Source organism: Streptomyces sp. NPDC058464, from assembly GCF_042721035.1.
GTDB lineage: Bacteria > Actinomycetota > Actinomycetes > Streptomycetales > Streptomycetaceae > Streptomyces.
Window position 1 is genome coordinate 77,133 of the sequence record NZ_JBHXMA010000001.1, and the last position, 16,337, is coordinate 93,469.

The window sequence follows — 16,337 nt, forward strand, 5'->3', positions numbered from 1 at the left end:
GGTACGTTCGGTGTGCCCGGGCCGCAGCGTCGCGGTCCGGGTTTTCCGGCGTACGACGGAGGACGCATGTCCGAGCACGAGCCACAGCCACAGCCACAGCCACAGGTCCAGGTCCACGGTCACTGCGAACCGCGTTTCGCGGCGGTGCGGGAGGCGTTCGAGGAGAACTTCCGGGACCGGGAGGAGCTGGGTGCCGCCGTCGCGGTGACGGTCGGCGGCGAGACCGTGGTGGACCTCTGGGGCGGCTGGACGGATCCGGCTCGCACCCGGCCGTGGGAACGCGACACCCTGGTCAACGTCTGGTCCACCACCAAGGGCCCGGTGGCCCTGTGTGCGCACATCCTGGCCGACCGGGGGCTGCTCGACCTCGACGCGCCGGTGGCCGGCTACTGGCCCGAGTTCGCGGCAGCCGGCAAGGAGGGGGTCCTGGTCCGCCATCTGCTCTCGCACCGGGCCGGGCTGTCCGGGCTGCGCGAGCCGCACTCGCTCCAGGACCTGTACGACTGGGAGCTGACGACCGCGCGGCTGGCGGCGACGGAACCCTGGTGGGAGCCGGGGACCAGGTCCGGGTACCACGCGCTGACGTACGGCTTCCTGGTCGGCGAGGTGGTACGGCGGGTGTCGGGGCTGCTGCCGGGGGCGTTCCTGGAGCGGGAGGTCACCGGGCCGCTGGGGATCGACTTCACCGTCGGGCTGCCGGAGAAGGAATCGGGCCGGGCGGCCGAGCTGGTCCATCCGCGGGTCGTGTCGGACAGCGAACAGGCCGCGATCTTCAGCCAGTTGGCACCGGCCGCCGTCGCGGCCCTGGCCAACCCGGGGGTGGGCGCGAGCGCGGCGAACACCCCCGAGTGGCGGGCGGCCGAGATCCCGGCGGCCAACGGGCACGGCACGGCACGCGCGGTCGCGGCCCTGTACGGGGTGTTCGCGGGCCGGGGCGAGTACGGCGGCCTGCGCGTGCTGTCGCCGGAGGCGGCCGAGCGGGTGCGGGAGGGCCAGGGCAGCTGCCGTGACCTGGTGCTGGGGGCGGGATTCGAGCACGACACCGAGATCGGCCTCGGGCTCTGGCTGAGCGGGCCGAACGGCTCGTACGGGCCGAACCCGCGCGCCTTCGGACATGACGGGTTCGGCGGCTCCTGCGGGTTGGCCGACCCGGAAGCGGGGGTCTCCCTCGGGTACGTCATGAACCGCATGGGGCCGCGGATCGCGGACGACCCCCGGAAGACGGCCCTGGTCAACGCCGTTTACGCGAGTCTGTGAGGCCCGCACGGTTTCGGCCGAACCCGTCGGCCGCTCTTCCCTGATGGTTTAGACCAATGCTAGATGTGGTCGCGGAACGAACCCGCACGGCTACGTCTTGTCATCGGGCCCGCCGGCAGGCGTCAGCACGCCTGTCCGTGTGCCCGGTGACCAGGCCCTGTCACCCACAGGAGGCGCGGCATGGCCCGCACCACCCCCCACGACCACTCCGAGAGCGAAGGGCAGCCCCTGTACTGGCGGATCGCTACACAACTCCTCGGCGAACTGCGCGACGGCACCCTGCCGCCGGGTGAACGGCTGCCCGCCGAGCGGCAGCTGGCGCAGCACTTCGGGGTCAGCCGGGAGACCGTCCGGCAGGCGCTGGAGGTCCTGCGGCACAGCGGACTGGTGGCCACCGACCGGCGGGGCAGCCACGCGACGCTGCCCGGTCGTCCGGTGGAGAGCCCGGTCTCGCTGGCCTTCCCGGTGGGCGCCGGGACCACGGATCACGGTGCGGTCGACCGGGCGACGGTCACCTGGGAGGAGCCGCCGCCCGAGCACGCGGCGGCGCTGGGGCTGGCCCCGCACCGGCCGACCCTGGTGCACCGCTACGAGTCCGCCTCCCCCGACGGACACGCCCTGCGGACCGCCGTGACCTCCTTCTCGACGGTGGCCCTGACCGAGGTCGAGGAGCTGGGCCGCTACCGGGACCGGGCCGACGGCTGTACCGCCGCGCAGCTGCGCCGGGCCTACGACTGGATGCGCAAGGCGGGCCTCACCCTGCACCACCGGGACTCCATCACCCAGGTCGCGGACGCGTCCTCGGTCCGGGTGACCCGCCGGGTGCACGACCAGTACGCCCGCCCGCTGGAGATCACCGACCTGGTGGTGGACGCCCAGCAGGACACGCTGGTCTACGAGTTCACGGTCCCCGCCGCGGGCTGACCGCGCCGGGCCACGACCAGCCGGGCGCGGGGGCTGCCGTCGTCGCGCTCGCCGAACTCGGGGAGCGGGTACAGGTCCGTGCCGAACCCCGCCCGCGCCAACTCGTCCAGTACATCGCCGAGTCGGAAGGCCCGGTAGTACATGACGAACGGCGGCCGCCACAGGGCGTTGCGGACCCGCATCACGGCGTCGAAGCCCAGCAGCATCCAGAAACCGGGGCTGGTGGGCCGCGGCGGCGCGAGCACCGGGAAGGCGAAGGTGCCGCCCGGCCGCAGCACCGCGCGCACCTGGCCGAAGAGGCCGGGCAGCTCCCGGGGCAGGAAGTGGCCGAACGCCCCGAAGCTGACGACCAGGTCGAAGTCGGGCCCGAACGGCAGGGCCCGGGCGTCGCCGCGCACATAGGTGACGTCCGGGCCCTCGGGCGGGGTCTGCCGGCGGGCGACCTCCAGCATGCCGGCGCTGAAGTCGACCCCGGTGACGCGGTGCCGGCACACCTGGGCCAGCACCTCGGTGCCGGCTCCGGTCCCGCAGCACAGGTCGAGGCCGTCCTCGAAGGGGCCGAGCGGGGCGAGCGCCTTCGCGACCGCCTCCAGGACCGAGTCGGGTGTCCGGAAGGGGGTGTGGTCGAACTTCGGGGCCAGCAGGTCGTAACCGCGCTCCACCGAGGACAGGGCCTGGACGGCGAGTTCACGGAGGCTCGGGCCTTCGGGGCTGAACATCCGGCCAGCTTACGGGAGCTCGCGCCGCCGGACACGGAGGAGGCGCGGACCGTGGAAGGGACCGCGCCTCCGGTCTGGTGTCACGCCGTGGCGCCGGACATCGCGCCACGACGCCACGCGTCACGCCACGGTGAGCGTGAGGGCGCCCGTGTAGGTGGAGCCCGCGGAGATCGCCGTCTCGGTGCCGTCGACCGTCAGCTTCACGGACCTGCCGCGCGGTGCCCGCACGGCCGCGTCGGCCGCGAGGGTGAGACTGGTCAGGTACGACGTCCCGGTGACCGTCCAGGTGGAGCCGCTGTTCAGCTTCACCACCACGCCGTTGTTGACGGCGGCCTGCACGGTGTTGGTGACGATGCCCAGCTCATAGAAGGTGGACGAGTCGATCGAGGACACCCGGTGCTGGGCCTTGGTCGCCGAGATGACGCCCGTGACAGCGGAGTCCTCGAAGGTGAGGACCATGTTCTTGCCGTTGCGCATGCCGTTGTAGAAGTCGCCCTTCAGCCGGATGGAGCTGAAGGTGGCGGCACCGTCGGTGGAGTGGACGGCGGTGACGTCGAAGGAGGAGTTCTTGGTCGGGTCGGTGGTGGGCTCGGTGTAGACGCCGACGTTCATCATCTTGCCGTTGACGCGGACCGGGCCCGGGTCGTCCAGCTCGATCATCTGGAGGATGATCCCGTCGCGCGGGTTGAGCCTGGCGCCCTGCGAGCCGTCCACCGAAATGGTCGTCTGCTGGCCCTTGTTGAGGAAGGTGGCCCGCTCAGAGTTGATGACGGTGCCGCCGTCCAGGGTGAGTTGACCTGCGCCGAAGAACATGTAGCCGAAGTGACCGGAGTTGACCACCGTGCTGCGCTCCGGAATGCTCCGCAACTCGGCGTTGGACAGGCCGAGATCCAGCTCGGTGTTGAGGGCGGCGACGGCGTCGCGGGTGCTGTCGCCGTAGTGCACGACAGCGGCCGGCCCGGCGATGATCGTCGCATAGGAGCCGACGTCGAAGCGGGAGCCGAGGACGCGGACGGTGGCGTCGCCGATGGCGTAGGTGCCGTAGCCGTAGTCGCCGGTGTTGCCGACGTGGCTGTTGATCGCGGTCAGCTTGAGGCCGCTGCCGCCCTCGACCGACAGCGCGCCCCAGGTCTCGGAGAACACGGTCGAGTTGAGGTAGGTGGCGATGCTGCCCTTGCCGATCAGGTTGGTGGCGCGGACGTTGCCGTCCAGGCCCAGCATCCAGGGCACCGACTCCATGTACGGGGTCTCGACGGTGGCCTCGTAGTCGGCGGGCAGGACGCCGTTGCGAGCGCGCAGGAAGGAGTCCTTGACGAGGACGTTGGCGCCGCCGTTGGCGATGACGGTGGTGCGGACCACGCCCTTGTTGCTGATCCGGGCGCCGTCCACGACCAGCTTGGTCGCTGAGCCGTCGCCGACCACGGCCGCGCCGTACCCGGCGAAGTCCGAACGGCCGTTGCCGTCCAGGGTGATGGTCGGGCTCTGCAGGGTGTAGTCGGCGCTCTCGACGTAGACGCCGTTGAAGCACTCGCCGGTGGACGCGATCGACACGTTGCGGGCGGCCGTGTCGGTGACCTTGCCGCCGCGTACGGCGGACAGCACGGACTTCGCGGAGTCGACCCCGTCCGAACCGACGTACAGGGCCTGCCGGAACGGGAAGGTCAGCGTCTGGTAGGTGACGTCGTTCGACTCGGCGACCGTGAGGACGACGTCGCCGCGGTAGGTGCCGGCCTGGATCAGGGTCGCGGTGCCGCCGGTCTCGGTGAGCAGCTGGCCGGTCTCCACGCCGTCGACGGTGAGGCTGATGTCGTAGCCGTCCGGGGCGACGATCTTGCCGCCGTCGCCGATGGTCAGCTGGCTGACCTTGGTGGTCGCGGCGAGTTCGTAGGTCTCCCCCGCGGCGACGGAGATCGTCCTGCCCGACGCCTTCGGCGCGGCGGTGGCGGTGCCGGAGGCGACCGGAACGAGCACGGCCGCTGTCGCGGCGGAACCGGCGATCAGGAACGAGCGTCGGGATGTCAGCGTCATTGCAGGCCTTTCCACGGGTGGAGTGCGCGAGTGCGCCGTCGCGCAGAGTTACGAGTCGCCGGTCGGAACCTGGGCGACGAAGGCACCAGAGGTGCGCAGGTTGGAGTGAATCAGCCTCGGTAAACCCGGGACAGGCCTTGCACACACGCATCCCGGAACCCGATGCCTTCGATCGTGCGGCCCACTTCATGGCGCTCACACAGAGTGGCCACAGCCCTCGGCCGTGAGCACGCACGACGGCGAGGCGGACGGCCCGCATGCCGTCCACCTCGCCGGGTTCCTGCAGCTGGTCTACGCCGGTGCGATCATCCCCGCCGACAGGTCGATGTCCGCCCCGCACAGTCCCGGCATCGCGAGCATGGCGACCAGTGCCTGCGCGACCTCGTCCTCCTCCACCAGCCGGCCGAGCGCGGCCCGGGAGGCGAAGTCGCGTTCCGCCTCCTCGACGGTGCAGCCGGTGAGTTCGGCGGTGAGCCGGAAGTTGCGGTCCATGCGGGGTCCCCGGACCGGGCCCGGGGAGAGGGAGTTGACCGCGACGCCCCGCGGGCCCACCTCGCCCGCCAGGGTCCTGGTGAGGCCGATCAGCGCCATCTTGGAGGCGGTGTACGGGGTGCGGTTGAGCAGCGGGCGCTTGCCGCTGACCGAGGCGACGTTGACGATGTCGCCCCGTCCGGCGGCGAGCATGGGCGGCAGGAACGCCCGGCACATGAGGTAGACGCCGCGTACGTTGGCGGCGAACACGTCGTCCCACTCGTCGGGTTCGATGTCGACGAGCGGCCGCACCGGTCCCGCGACACCGGCGTTGTTGACGAGCAACGACACGTCCTCGTCGGCGAGTCCGGCGGCCAGGGCGCGTACGGACGCAGGGTCCGAGACGTCGCACACCGCCGTGCGGGCCGCGTCGCCCACCTTGGCCGCCGCCTCCGCCAGGGCCTGCTCGTTCCGGCCGACCAGGACCACCCGGGCGCCGGCGCCGGCGAGCGCCAGCGCGAAGGCCCGGCCGAGCGGCCCTCCCCCGCCGGTGACCAGTGCCGTACGGCCGTCCAGGCTCACGCTTCGTTCCACGGCAGCGCGTCGCCCGCGGCCCTCGCGGCCCGTACGTCACCCGAGCGGGCGTGGCCCTCGAACAGCTCGACCCTGGACGCGCGCCCGCACAGCCGCCCGAGCAGGGCCTGCGAGGCGGTGTCGGTGACCTCCTGGTAGGTGACCGTCTTGAGGTACTTCCCCACCCACAGGCCGCCGGTGTAGCGGGCGGCACCACGTGTGGGCAGCACATGGTTCGTGCCGATCACCTTGTCCCCGAACGACACACAGGTGCCCTCGCCGAGGAACAGCGCGCCGTACTGGGTCATCTTCTCCAGCGCGAGGCGCGGCTCGGCGGTCAGCACCTCGACGTGCTCGAAGGCGAACGCGTCGGCGAGTTCGTACAGTTCGTCGACCGAGCCGACGACGTGCACCTGGCCGTGGTTGCGCCACGCGGGCTCCGCATAGTCGCGGGTGGGCATGCCGGGGAGGAGGCGCTCGACCTCGGCGATGGTCTTCTCGGCGACCTCGCGTGAGGTGGTGATGAGGACCGCCGGGGAGTCCGGGCCGTGCTCGGCCTGGGAGAGCAGGTCGACCGCACAGACGAATGGGTCCGCCTGGTCGTCGGCGAGGACCAGGATCTCGGTGGGTCCGGCGAACAGGTCGATGCCGATCTCGCCGAAGAGCTGGCGCTTGGCCTCGGCGACATAGGCGTTGCCGGGTCCTGCGATGAGGTTGACGGGCTCCATGGTGTCGGTGCCCACGGCCATCGCGGCCACCGCCTGGACGCCGCCGAGCAGCCAGATCTCGTCGGCGCCCGCGAGGTGCATGGCGGCGACGGTGGCGGCGGGGATCTCGCCGTGGATCGGCGGGGTGCAGGCGACGACCCGGGGCACCCCGGCCACCTTGGCGGTGACGATGGTCATGTGGGCGGAGGCGGTGAGCGGGTAGCGGCCGCCGGGGATGTAGGCGCCGGCCGCCTGCACCGGGATGTGCTTCTGGCCGAGCTTCACGCCCGGCAGCGTCTCCACCTCGAACTCGCCCATCGAGTGGAGCTGGTGGCGGGCGAAACTGCGGACCTGCTCCTGGACGAACCTGATGTCGTCGATGACCTGCTGCGGCACCGAGGCGACGATCTTCTCGACCTCCTCCGCGCTCAGCCGGAAGGAGTCGGGGCTCCACTTGTCGAACTTCTCGGAGTACTCGCGGACGGCCGCGTCACCGCGCTCGCGGATGTCCGCGATGACACCGGTCACCGTCTCGCGCACCTGGTCGAGGGAGGCGGCCACCTCGGCCTTGGGCACGGCGTGCTTCAGGATCTCTGCCACAACTGCGGCCTTTCTCATATGTGTTCGGATCGGCGGCTCAGACCGGGGGCGCTTCGAAGAGCACGTCGGGGTCGTTGAACTGCTCCTTGGCGACCGACTCGCTCATCGGGTCGGCGGTGCCCCACTGGTCCTGGGTGATCGGGTCGTCCACGTCGTGCCGGCCGGGGTGCCACAGGTCCTCTTCGAGGACGGCGAGCTCGGTGGTGTACTCGACGGTGTTGCCGTGCGGGTCGTGGAAGTAGGAGAAGGTGTTGTCGCCCGCCAGGTGCCGTCCCGGGCCCCAGGTGAGCCGGGTCCCGGCGCGCAGCGCACGCCCGGTGCCGCGCATGTACTCCTCCACCCCCCGCATCTCGAACGAGGCGTGGTGCAGCGACACATGGGGGCCGCGCGCGATGGCGAAGGAGTGGTGCAGCGGGCTGCACCGCAGGAAGTACATGAGGTCACCCATGTGCGTGGAGTACAGGGTGTCGGTGAGCCGGAAGCCGAGGTTGTGGATGTAGAAGTCCCGCAGCCCCTCCGGGTCCTGGGAGTTGACCACACAGTGCGAGAGCCGTACCGGGATGGCCTCGCGCTCCTCGATCTTCCGGTGGGCGCGGGTGGCCACGTCGGCCGAGACCTCGACGACCCGCCCGTCGGGGTCGAAGAACCGCAGCCCGTAGCCGCCGCCGGGGGTGTCGAGTGCGCGGGGCTCGTGGACGATCCGCACGCCGGCCCGGCCCAGCCGCCCCGCGAGCTCGTCGACGGCCGCCGGTGACACCGCGCCGAAGGCGACGAGGTCCATCCGCTTCCGCTCGTCCTCGCGGATGCGCACGATGTACTGCTCGGGGCTGCCCTCGGCGGCGAAGAACGCGATGCCGCTGTCGTTGGCGACCTCGGTCAGGCCCCAGGTGGTGCCGTAGAAGGCCCGCTGCGTGGCGAAGTCGGGTACGGCCAGGTCGACATGGCGCAGATGGGTGATGGGCTGGAAGCTCATGCGTGGCTCCTGACGGTGTTGCGCTGATGGCCGAGGCCGGTGATCTCCGCGTCGATCACGTCTCCGGGCTTGAGGAAGACCCCCCAGTGCGCGCCGTTGCCGGCCGGGGAGCCGGTGAGCAGCAGGTCGCCGGGGCGCAGGGTGGTGGTCGTGGAGGCGTAGGCGATCAGCCGGGGAATGTCGAAGATCATGTCCTTGGTGGACTCGTCCTGCCGGACCACCCCGTTGTGCCGGAGCGTGATCCGCAGGTCGCCCGGGTCGCCGACGAACTCCGCGGGGACCAGGAACGGCCCGGTCGGCAGGAAGGTGTCGGCGTTCTTCGCGGTGAACCAGTCGGTGCCGATGGCCTTCAGGTCGGGCCGGTACAGCCGGTCGCGGGTGGTGAGGTCGTTGCTGATCGTGTACCCGGCGACGTACGACATCGCCTCCGCGGCCGGGATGTTCCTCCCCGACCTCCCGATGACCAGGGCGAGTTCCAGCTCCCAGTCGTGCTGCTCGCCGAGCGCGGGCAGCACGACGTCGTCGTACGGCCCGCACAGCGCGCGCGGTGAGCCGAGGAAGATGTAGGGGACGCCGTCGCGGATCCGCTCGTCCATCATCTTCTCGGCGTCGGCGCGGGCCTCCTGGGGGCTGGCGCCGTGCACGCTCTCCTTCTCCGCGGCGACCAGGTCGACCACGTGCTTGCGGTAGTTGGCGCCGCTCTGCAGGATCTGGCCCGGCTCGATCGGCGTCAGGACCCGCAGGTCGGCCAGGTTGTGCCAGGGGCCGTCGGGGGCCGCGGCCAGCTCGTGCAGGCGGGGCAGCCAGGTGTCCCAGTCCTCGACCAGCGCGCGTACCGACGCGACCGCGCCGGAGAGGTCGCGGACCCGGGTGCCGGCGACCAGGCCGGGGAAGGGGGCCGCTCCGTCGCTGAAGGTGCCGAGCGCGAAGGGTCCGGCGTGGGAGGGGGAAGGTTCGGGCACGGGCGGCTCTCCTCGTACGGGTGCGGGCTCGCCTTCGACGCTAGGCATCGCGGGCGGTCGGCGGAAATGGCCGTTCGCGATGCCTGCCATCGCCTGCGGTTCCGCGCTCCCATCTGCGGCTCCATCGCCGTACGGGATGGATGACGTCCCCCTTGTCGATGCCTCGATCCGTTGACCCTGCACCTACCGCCGATCAGGCTCGATGCCACCCCGAACCGAGGAGCACACCGTGGTTGTCGAGCACGCCGAGCTGACCGTCGAGGAAGGCCGGGAAGCGGAATTCGAGGAGGTCTTCGGCAAGGCCCGCGAGGTACTCGCCGAGGCGGACGGGTTCCGCTGGGCCGAGCTGCTGCGCGGCGCGGAGCGGCCGCGGACCTTCCTGCTGCTCGTCGGCTGGGAGTCGGTCGAGGCGCACACGGTCGGCTTCCGGGAGTCGGAGCGGTTCGCGCGCTGGCGGGCCCTGGTCGGCCCGTTCTTCGCCGCGCCGCCGGCCGTCGAGCACTACCGCGAGCTGGGCCCCCGCTTCACCGGCTGAAAGCTGCTGACCCCCACCGTCTGTCTTTCTACTTTCGCAAGGAACGCCCATGCCCGTGAACAAGGTGCTCGTCGTCGGCGGCGGCATCACCGGAAGCGTGCTGTGTCTCGCCCTCGCCCAGCGCGGGGTCGGGGTGGAGCTCGTCGAGGTCTCGCCCCAGTGGTTCGGGGTGGGCCATGGCATCACCATCCAGGGCAACGCCCTCAAGGCGCTGCGCTCGGTGGGCGTGCTGGACCGGGTGCTGGCCCGGGCGGTGCCGTTCGACGTGATGCGGCTGCGCCGGGCGGACGGCGGTCTGATCACCGAGCTGGAGACCCCGCACACCGGCGGCGCGGACCTGCCGTCCACGGCGGGCGCGCTCCGCTCGGACCTGCAGGACGCGCTCTGCGACGCGGTGTACGCGCACGGCGTCACCGTCCGTCTGGGCCTGAGCGTGCGCGGCCTCGACCAGTCCGCCGACCATGTGGACGTGACCTTCACCGACGGCTCCACCGGCCGCTACGACCTGGTGGTCGGCGCGGACGGCATCAACTCGGCGATGCGCGCGCTCATCGGCATCACCACCAGGCCCCGCCCGGTCGGCATGTCGATCTTCCGGGTGGTGGCCCGGCGCCCGGCCGAGATGGACTGCGCGGAGGTGTACTACGGCGGTCCCCGCTACAAGGCCGGCTACAGCCCGATCTCCGACGACCAGTGCTACGCCTACCTCCTCGACGAGAACCTGGACGCGTCCCTGATCGGCCCGCGCGCCTCGCTGGACCTGCTGCGCGAGCGCGGCGCCGGGTACGGCGGCACCTGGGGGAAGATCCTCGCCTCGCTGCCGGACGACACGGCGGTGGACTACCGCTGGATCGAGGCGGTGCTGGTCGACGAGGACTGGCACCGGGGCCGGGTCATCGTGGTCGGGGACGCGGCGCACGCCTGCCCGCCGCTGATCGCGCAGGGTGCCGCGATGTGCATGGAGGATGCGGTGCTGCTGGCCGAGCTGGTCACCGCCGACGAGCCGGTGGACCGGGCCCTGGCCCGGTTCATGGCCCGGCGGCTGCCCCGCGTCCGCATGGTGCTGGACAACTCCCTCCAGCTCGCCGAGTGGGAGATCCACCCGGACACCCCGGGCGCCGACCCGGCCCGGATCATGTCGGAGACGCTCGCCTCCCTGACGGTGGCCGCATGAGCACGCCCGTCGTCGACTTCCACGGCCATCTCGCGGTCCCCGGGGCCGACGCCCTGGTGGCCGGCACCACGGGCTTCGCCGCCGAGCTGGCCGCCGAGCAGCGCGCCCACTCCCCCGAGTCACTGGCCGCCAACAAGGCGCAACTCCAGCGTCTGGAAGGCAGGTTGACGGACGTGGACACCCGGCTGGCCGACCTCGACGCGATGGGCGTCGACCTCCAGGTGGTCGGCCCGATGCCCATGCACCACTACTGGGCCGGCCCCGGCCTCGCGGTGCAACTGGCCCGTACCGTCAACGAGGCGGTGGCCGCGCACTGCGCCGCCGCGCCCGGCCGGCTGTACGGCCTCGGCACGGTACCGCTCCAGCACCCGGACCTCGCGGTCGCCCTGCTGGACAAGGCGGTCACCGAGCTGGGCCTGTACGGCATCAGCGTCTCCACCACCGTGGCGGGCCGCGAGCTGGCCGACCCGGCGCACGACGACGTCTGGCTGAAGGCCGAGGAGCTGGGCGCGGTCGTCTTCGTCCACCCGTGGGGCTGTTCGCTCGGCGAGCGGCTGGCCACGCACTATCTCGGCAACACGGTCGGCCAGCCCACCGAGACCACGGTCGCGCTCTCCCACCTGATCTTCACCGGGGTCCTGGACCGCTTCCCGCGCCTGAAGCTGGTCGCCGCGCACGGCGGCGGCTACCTGCCGACGTACATCGGCCGCTCCGACCACGCCTGGCGGGTCCGGCCGGACGCGCGCGGCTGCGCCGAACCGCCCAGCTCCTACCTGCGGCGGATGTGGTTCGACGCCCTCGTCTACACGCCTCGCGCGCTGCGCCATCTGGTCGAGGAGGTGGGCGCGGACCGGGTGGTGCTCGGCACCGACCACCCGTTCGACATGGGGGTGACCGACCCGGTGGCCCGGCTGGACGCGGCCGGCCTCGACCCGGCCGCACGGGACGCGATCGCCGGCGGCAACGCCCTCGACCTGCTGCTGAAAGGACACACCCGATGACCCTGGGTCCCCTCGATGAAGAGCTGGCCAAGGCCCGCGCCGCCTACCGCGACCGGGGCCGTTGGGGCGAGGACGACGTCCTGGGCACGCTCAACTTCGTCGACGACGCGATCCGCGCGCACGCCGCGGTTCTGGTCCGGCGCGGCCGCTCCTTCTCGCTGGCCCAGGAGATCCACGGGTCCGGGCCCCAAGCCACCACACGGTGGCATGGGCTGGGCCGCGGCCACGACACCGAGCGGGCATGGCACGACAGTTCGCGCACCGCCACCGACGACGGCGACGCCGTGACCGGCATCGAGCACCTGCGCGACGCCTTCACCGGCCGCGGAGTGCTGCTCGACGTCGGCCGGGCGATCGGCGACGCGCGGGGTGAACTCCCCGACGGCTTCCCGATCCTGGAGGAGCACCTGCGGGACACCGTCGAGGCGCAGGGTGCCACCTCCAGTGTGCGCCGGGGTGACATCGTTCTCGTCCGCACCGGACAGCTCGGCCGGGTACGGCGGCTCGGCGCGTGGGCCGGGTACGCGGCCGGGGACGCGCCCGGCCTGTCCTTCACCACCCTCGGCTGGCTGCACCGCACGGAGATCGCGGCCGTCGCCACCGACACGTGCGGCCTCGAAGTGCGCCCGCACGAGTTCGCCGAGCCGGTGTCGTCGCCGCTGCACCGGATCGCCGTCCCCCACATGGGCCTGCCGCTGGGCGAGATGTGGGACCTGGAGACCCTGGCGGAGGACTGCGCGGCGGACGGGGTCCACGAGTTCCTGCTGGTAGCGGCACCCTTGCCGGTGACCGGCGCAGTCGGTGCCCCCGTCAACCCCATCGCAGTCAAGTGAGCCGCCCGTGAACACGAACCGATTCTCCGGCACCCTCCACCTCCCCGCTGACGGGGACTTCGAGGAGGCCGTGTACGGCAGGGTCTTCAACGCCCGCCGCCCCACCGACCGCACCCCCGCCGCCGTACTGAGGGCCGTCACCGAACAGGACGTCGTCGAGGGCGTACGGCTCGCCCTGGAGCGCGGCTGGCAGGTCGCCGTCCGCTCCGGCGGGCACAGCTGGGCCGCCTGGTCGGTGCGCCGGGACGCGCTGCTGATCGACCTCGGCGGGTTCCGCGAGATGGCGTACGACGAGACGACCGGGATCGTGACGGCCACCCCCAGCGTCCAGGGCGGCGACGAACTCAACCCGTATCTGGGCGGGTTCGGGCGCTTCTTCAACGGCGGGCACTGTCCGTCCGTCGGCATCGGCGGGTTCCTGCTCCAGGGCGGGCAGGGCTGGAACGCGCGCGGGTGGGGCTGGGCGGCCGAGAACATCGTGGCGATCGACGTCGTCACGGCCGACGGCGAACTGGTCCGGGCGGACGAGAGCGAGAACAGCGACCTGTTCTGGGCGGCGCGCGGGGCGGGCCCCGGCTTCTTCGGCGTCGTCACCCGCTTCCACCTGCGCACCCGCCCGCTCCCCCGGCATCTCGCACACACCGTGCACGCCTACCCGCTGGACCTCTTCGACGAGGTCATGACCTGGCTGCACGGCATCCACCACACGGTCTCCGACCTGGTCGAGATCGTCGCCCTGACCCAGACCCCGCCTGACTCCGACGGACCGGTGCTGCTGGTCACCGGGGTCTCGATGACCGACACCCCCGAGGAGGCGGCCGAGGCGCTCGCGCCGCTGCACGCCAATCCGTACGCAGACCGGGCCCTGTTCCGTGTCGAGGCCCAACCCACCACCCTCGCCGAGCAGTTGACCGGGCAGCGCACCGCCAACCCGGAGGGCCACCGCTACTTCGTCGACAACGCCTGGCTGACCGGCAGCGCCGAGGAGGTCGTCCCGGCGATCCGCAAGGCGTTCACCGAGCACCCGACCCGGCAGACCTTCACCATCTGGTTCTCCATGGCGCCGCTGCGGCAACTCCCGGACATGGCTTTCTCGTTGCAGTCGGAGATCTACTGCGCGAGCTATGTCGTGCACGACGACCCCGGCCGGGACGCGGAGCTGCGCGGCTGGCTGGACGAGGCGATGGCGGCGATGCAGCCGGTGACCGCGGGCCAGTACCTCGGCGACTCCGACTTCACGGTACGGCAGCTGCGGTTCATGGGGGACGAGCAGTGGCGGCGGCTGAACGAGATCCGGGCCGCCCGTGACCCCAAGGGCGTGTTCGCCGGCCATCTGAGCGCCGGGACCGTCACCAACACCAACCACTGGGAGCAGTGAGCAGCCATGCGTTTCGCGACATACGAGCACGACGGCGAGGAGCGCGCCGGTGTGGTGCGGGACGGGGTGATCCACCCGCTGCCCGACGGGGTGAGCGTCCTCACGCTCGTCGAGGCGGGCGTGCTGCACGCGGCCGGGGCCGAGGCCCTCGGCACGCCGGGTGAGTTGACGGTGGATCAGGTCCGGCTGCTGCCGCCGCTGAAGCCGCCGTCCATCCGGGACTTCGTCGGTTTCGAGGCGCACATCGAGGGCGTGTCGAAGTCACTGGACGGTCTGGAGCACGTCCCGGAGGAGTGGTACCGGGCGCCCAACTTCTACTTCACCAACCCGCATGCCGCCTACGGCGCCCATGACGACGTGCCGGTCCCGGCGGGCTGCTCGGTGCTGGACTTCGAGCTGGAGGTCGGCGCGGTGATCGGCCGCAGCGGCCGCGACCTCACCCCCGAGCAGGCGAGGGACCACATCGTCGGGTACCTGGTCTTCAACGACTGGTCGGCCCGTGATCTGCAGAAGCCGGAGAAGAACCTGGGCCTGGGCTTCTCCAAGGGCAAGGACTTCGCCAACACCCTCGGCCCCTACCTGGTCACCGCCGACGAGGTCGAGGACCGGCGGGACGCGGACGGCTTCCTGGACCTGGAGATGACGGTCACCCTGAACGGCGAGCTGATCGGCCGGGACACCCTCGCCAACGTCTCCTGGACCTTCGAGGAGATGATCGCCTACGCCAGCCGGGACGCCTGGGTGCGCCCCGGTGACATCCTCGGCTCCGGCACCTGCGGCTGGGGAGCGCTGGCGGAGTTCTGGGGGCGGCTCGGGGAGCGCACCCCGCCCCCGCTGCAGCCCGGCGACGAGGTGACGCTGACCGTGGAGCGACTGGGCACGCTCGCCAACCGGATCGTGCCCGGGCGGGCGGACGCGTATCTTCCGCGGGCCCGCAAGAGGGGCCGCACGCCGCGCCCCTAGCACCCGAAGCTGTGGGGGGGCTGTGGTGCGCGCAGGCCCCCCACCTGCGGGTATCCGGCGACGGCATGCCTGGCATCGCATCTTCCTGAGAGTCGCCCCGACCCCCTTCCTCGATGGCCGTCCGCTGGTTAACCTCGCGTTTCACCGAAGCTTCAAGGACGTGGCCGGCCGGAAGGGGACACTCGTGGGTCTCGGAGCGATCGATCTCAATCTTCTGGTGGCACTGGAAGCGCTCCTGGAGGAGAAGAACGTCACCCACGCGGGTGTACGACTGTCCACCAGCCAGTCCGCGATGAGCGGCTCGCTGGCCCGGCTGCGCCGGCACTTCAACGACGAGCTGCTCATCAGAGTGGGCCGGGAGTACGAGCTGACGCCGCTCGCGGAGCGGCTGCTGCCGGTCGTCCAGGGCTCGCTGCAGAAGGCCGAGGAGGCGCTGTCGCTGACCCGGCACTTCGACCCGGCCCGCAGCCGCCAGCGGTTCTCCGTGGTCATGTCGGACTACGTGATGACGGTGTTCGTGGAGCCGCTGCTGCGGGTGATCGCGGCCGAGGCGCCGGGCGTGCGGATCGACTTCCATCCGATCGTGGACGGGCAACTGGAGACGGAGACGCACCTGCGCTGCCACGACCTGATGATCGTGCCGCTCGGCTACCAGCTGCCCGGGGTCAGCGAGGCCGTGATGCACGACCGGTTCGTGTGCATCGTCGACCCGGACAACCCGCGCCTGGTGGACGGCCGGCTCACCCTGCGCGACCTCGCGGAGATGCCGCACGCGGCCTGCGCCATCGGCAAGAGCCACACCCCCGCCGAGCGCCAGCTGGAGACCCTCGGGATCACCCCGAAGGTGCAGGTCAGCACGCCGGGCTTCAGTGTGCTGCCGTTCCTGGTGAGCGGTACGGACCTGGTGGCCATGGTCCCGGAGCGGCTGGCCCGCCGCTACGAGGGCTTCGCGCGCTGTGCGGTCGTACCGGCGCCGTTCCCGGACGTGCCGCTGGTGGAGGCCATGTACTGGCACCACAACCGGCACGCGGACCCGGCGCACCGGTGGCTGCGGGACACCGTCCGCAGGGTCGGGGCGGCGCTGGGCGAGGAGGCGCTGGGCGACGGGACACTGGGCGAGGGGGCACTGGGCGACGGGACGCCGCCGGAGATCGCCGAGACGGATGCCACCCATTCCGAGAGCGTGTTTCCGGAGCTGTCCGCGGCTTCCTAGCGTGGACGGGAGGACCACCCCCGTAC

General features: G+C 71.7%; 15 protein-coding genes. 9 read left to right on the forward strand and 6 right to left on the reverse strand.

Going from position 1 to position 16,337, the window contains the following annotated elements:
• Window positions 1–66: 66 nt before the first annotated feature.
• Together ACFWPQ_RS00390 and ACFWPQ_RS00395 are read left to right on the forward strand one after the other, a co-directional pair.
• Window positions 67–1,257, forward strand: coding sequence for a serine hydrolase domain-containing protein (locus tag ACFWPQ_RS00390; protein ID WP_384028361.1), 1,191 nt, complete (start codon window positions 67–69; stop codon window positions 1,255–1,257).
• Window positions 1,258–1,437: 180 nt separating this feature from the next.
• Entirely contained in the window at window positions 1,438–2,181 is a 744-nt protein-coding gene (locus tag ACFWPQ_RS00395; protein WP_361282236.1) for a GntR family transcriptional regulator, read from the forward strand.
• Here ACFWPQ_RS00395 and ACFWPQ_RS00400 read toward each other — a convergent pair.
• The 6 genes from ACFWPQ_RS00400 to ACFWPQ_RS00425 all read right to left on the reverse strand — a co-directional run bounded on the left by ACFWPQ_RS00400 (window position 2,151) and on the right by ACFWPQ_RS00425 (window position 9,214).
• Complete coding sequence (locus tag ACFWPQ_RS00400; RefSeq protein ID WP_384028364.1) at window positions 2,151–2,900, reverse strand: class I SAM-dependent methyltransferase; 750 nt, start codon at window positions 2,898–2,900, stop codon at window positions 2,151–2,153. The two genes, ACFWPQ_RS00395 and ACFWPQ_RS00400, sit on opposite strands and share 31 nt — an antisense overlap.
• A 120-nt stretch (window positions 2,901–3,020) precedes the next feature.
• Window positions 3,021–4,928 carry a hypothetical protein gene (locus ACFWPQ_RS00405; RefSeq protein ID WP_384028366.1) on the reverse strand — a complete coding sequence of 636 codons (1,908 nt, stop codon included), beginning with the start codon at window positions 4,926–4,928 and terminating at the stop codon, window positions 3,021–3,023.
• A gap of 291 nt (window positions 4,929–5,219) precedes the next feature.
• The gene (locus ACFWPQ_RS00410; protein WP_384028368.1) at window positions 5,220–5,981 is read right to left on the reverse strand and encodes an SDR family NAD(P)-dependent oxidoreductase; all 762 of its coding nucleotides are present in this window, start codon (window positions 5,979–5,981) and stop codon (window positions 5,220–5,222) included.
• Window positions 5,978–7,279 (reverse strand): histidinol dehydrogenase, encoded by a 1,302-nt coding sequence (gene hisD / locus ACFWPQ_RS00415; RefSeq protein ID WP_384028370.1) that lies wholly within the window; start codon window positions 7,277–7,279, stop codon window positions 5,978–5,980. Before hisD ends, ACFWPQ_RS00410 begins: the two co-directional genes overlap by 4 nt.
• Before the next feature lie 37 nt (window positions 7,280–7,316).
• Window positions 7,317–8,252, reverse strand: a complete 936-nt coding sequence (locus ACFWPQ_RS00420) for a VOC family protein (RefSeq protein WP_384028372.1) — start codon at window positions 8,250–8,252, stop codon at window positions 7,317–7,319.
• Window positions 8,249–9,214 (reverse strand): fumarylacetoacetate hydrolase family protein, encoded by a 966-nt coding sequence (locus ACFWPQ_RS00425; RefSeq protein ID WP_384028374.1) that lies wholly within the window; start codon window positions 9,212–9,214, stop codon window positions 8,249–8,251. Before ACFWPQ_RS00425 ends, ACFWPQ_RS00420 begins: the two co-directional genes overlap by 4 nt.
• Window positions 9,215–9,443: 229 nt before the next feature.
• Between ACFWPQ_RS00425 and ACFWPQ_RS00430 the strand changes: the two genes are divergently transcribed.
• From ACFWPQ_RS00430 to ACFWPQ_RS00460, 7 genes are all read left to right on the forward strand, one after another.
• Window positions 9,444–9,749: an antibiotic biosynthesis monooxygenase gene (locus ACFWPQ_RS00430; RefSeq protein WP_361282222.1), complete on the forward strand. Its 306-nt coding sequence runs from the start codon at window positions 9,444–9,446 to the stop codon at window positions 9,747–9,749.
• Window positions 9,750–9,798: 49 nt separating this feature from the next.
• On the forward strand, window positions 9,799–10,923 hold the full coding sequence (locus tag ACFWPQ_RS00435; RefSeq protein ID WP_384028377.1) for an FAD-dependent monooxygenase: 1,125 nt from the start codon (window positions 9,799–9,801) through the stop codon (window positions 10,921–10,923).
• A complete protein-coding gene (locus ACFWPQ_RS00440) occupies window positions 10,920–11,924 on the forward strand; it encodes an amidohydrolase family protein (protein WP_384028379.1) in 1,005 nt (334 codons plus the stop codon). The genes ACFWPQ_RS00435 and ACFWPQ_RS00440 overlap by 4 nt, the downstream gene beginning before the upstream one ends.
• Complete coding sequence (locus ACFWPQ_RS00445) at window positions 11,921–12,757, forward strand: cyclase family protein (protein ID WP_384028380.1); 837 nt, start codon at window positions 11,921–11,923, stop codon at window positions 12,755–12,757. Before ACFWPQ_RS00440 ends, ACFWPQ_RS00445 begins: the two co-directional genes overlap by 4 nt.
• Before the next feature lie 7 nt (window positions 12,758–12,764).
• The gene (locus ACFWPQ_RS00450) at window positions 12,765–14,135 is read left to right on the forward strand and encodes an FAD-binding oxidoreductase (RefSeq protein ID WP_384028382.1); all 1,371 of its coding nucleotides are present in this window, start codon (window positions 12,765–12,767) and stop codon (window positions 14,133–14,135) included.
• A 6-nt stretch (window positions 14,136–14,141) separates the two neighbouring features.
• Window positions 14,142–15,098 carry a fumarylacetoacetate hydrolase family protein gene (locus ACFWPQ_RS00455; RefSeq protein WP_384028385.1) on the forward strand — a complete coding sequence of 319 codons (957 nt, stop codon included), beginning with the start codon at window positions 14,142–14,144 and terminating at the stop codon, window positions 15,096–15,098.
• Between the two features lie 184 nt (window positions 15,099–15,282).
• Window positions 15,283–16,311 carry a LysR family transcriptional regulator gene (locus ACFWPQ_RS00460; protein ID WP_384028387.1) on the forward strand — a complete coding sequence of 343 codons (1,029 nt, stop codon included), beginning with the start codon at window positions 15,283–15,285 and terminating at the stop codon, window positions 16,309–16,311.
• The last annotated feature ends 26 nt before the right edge of the window (window positions 16,312–16,337 follow it).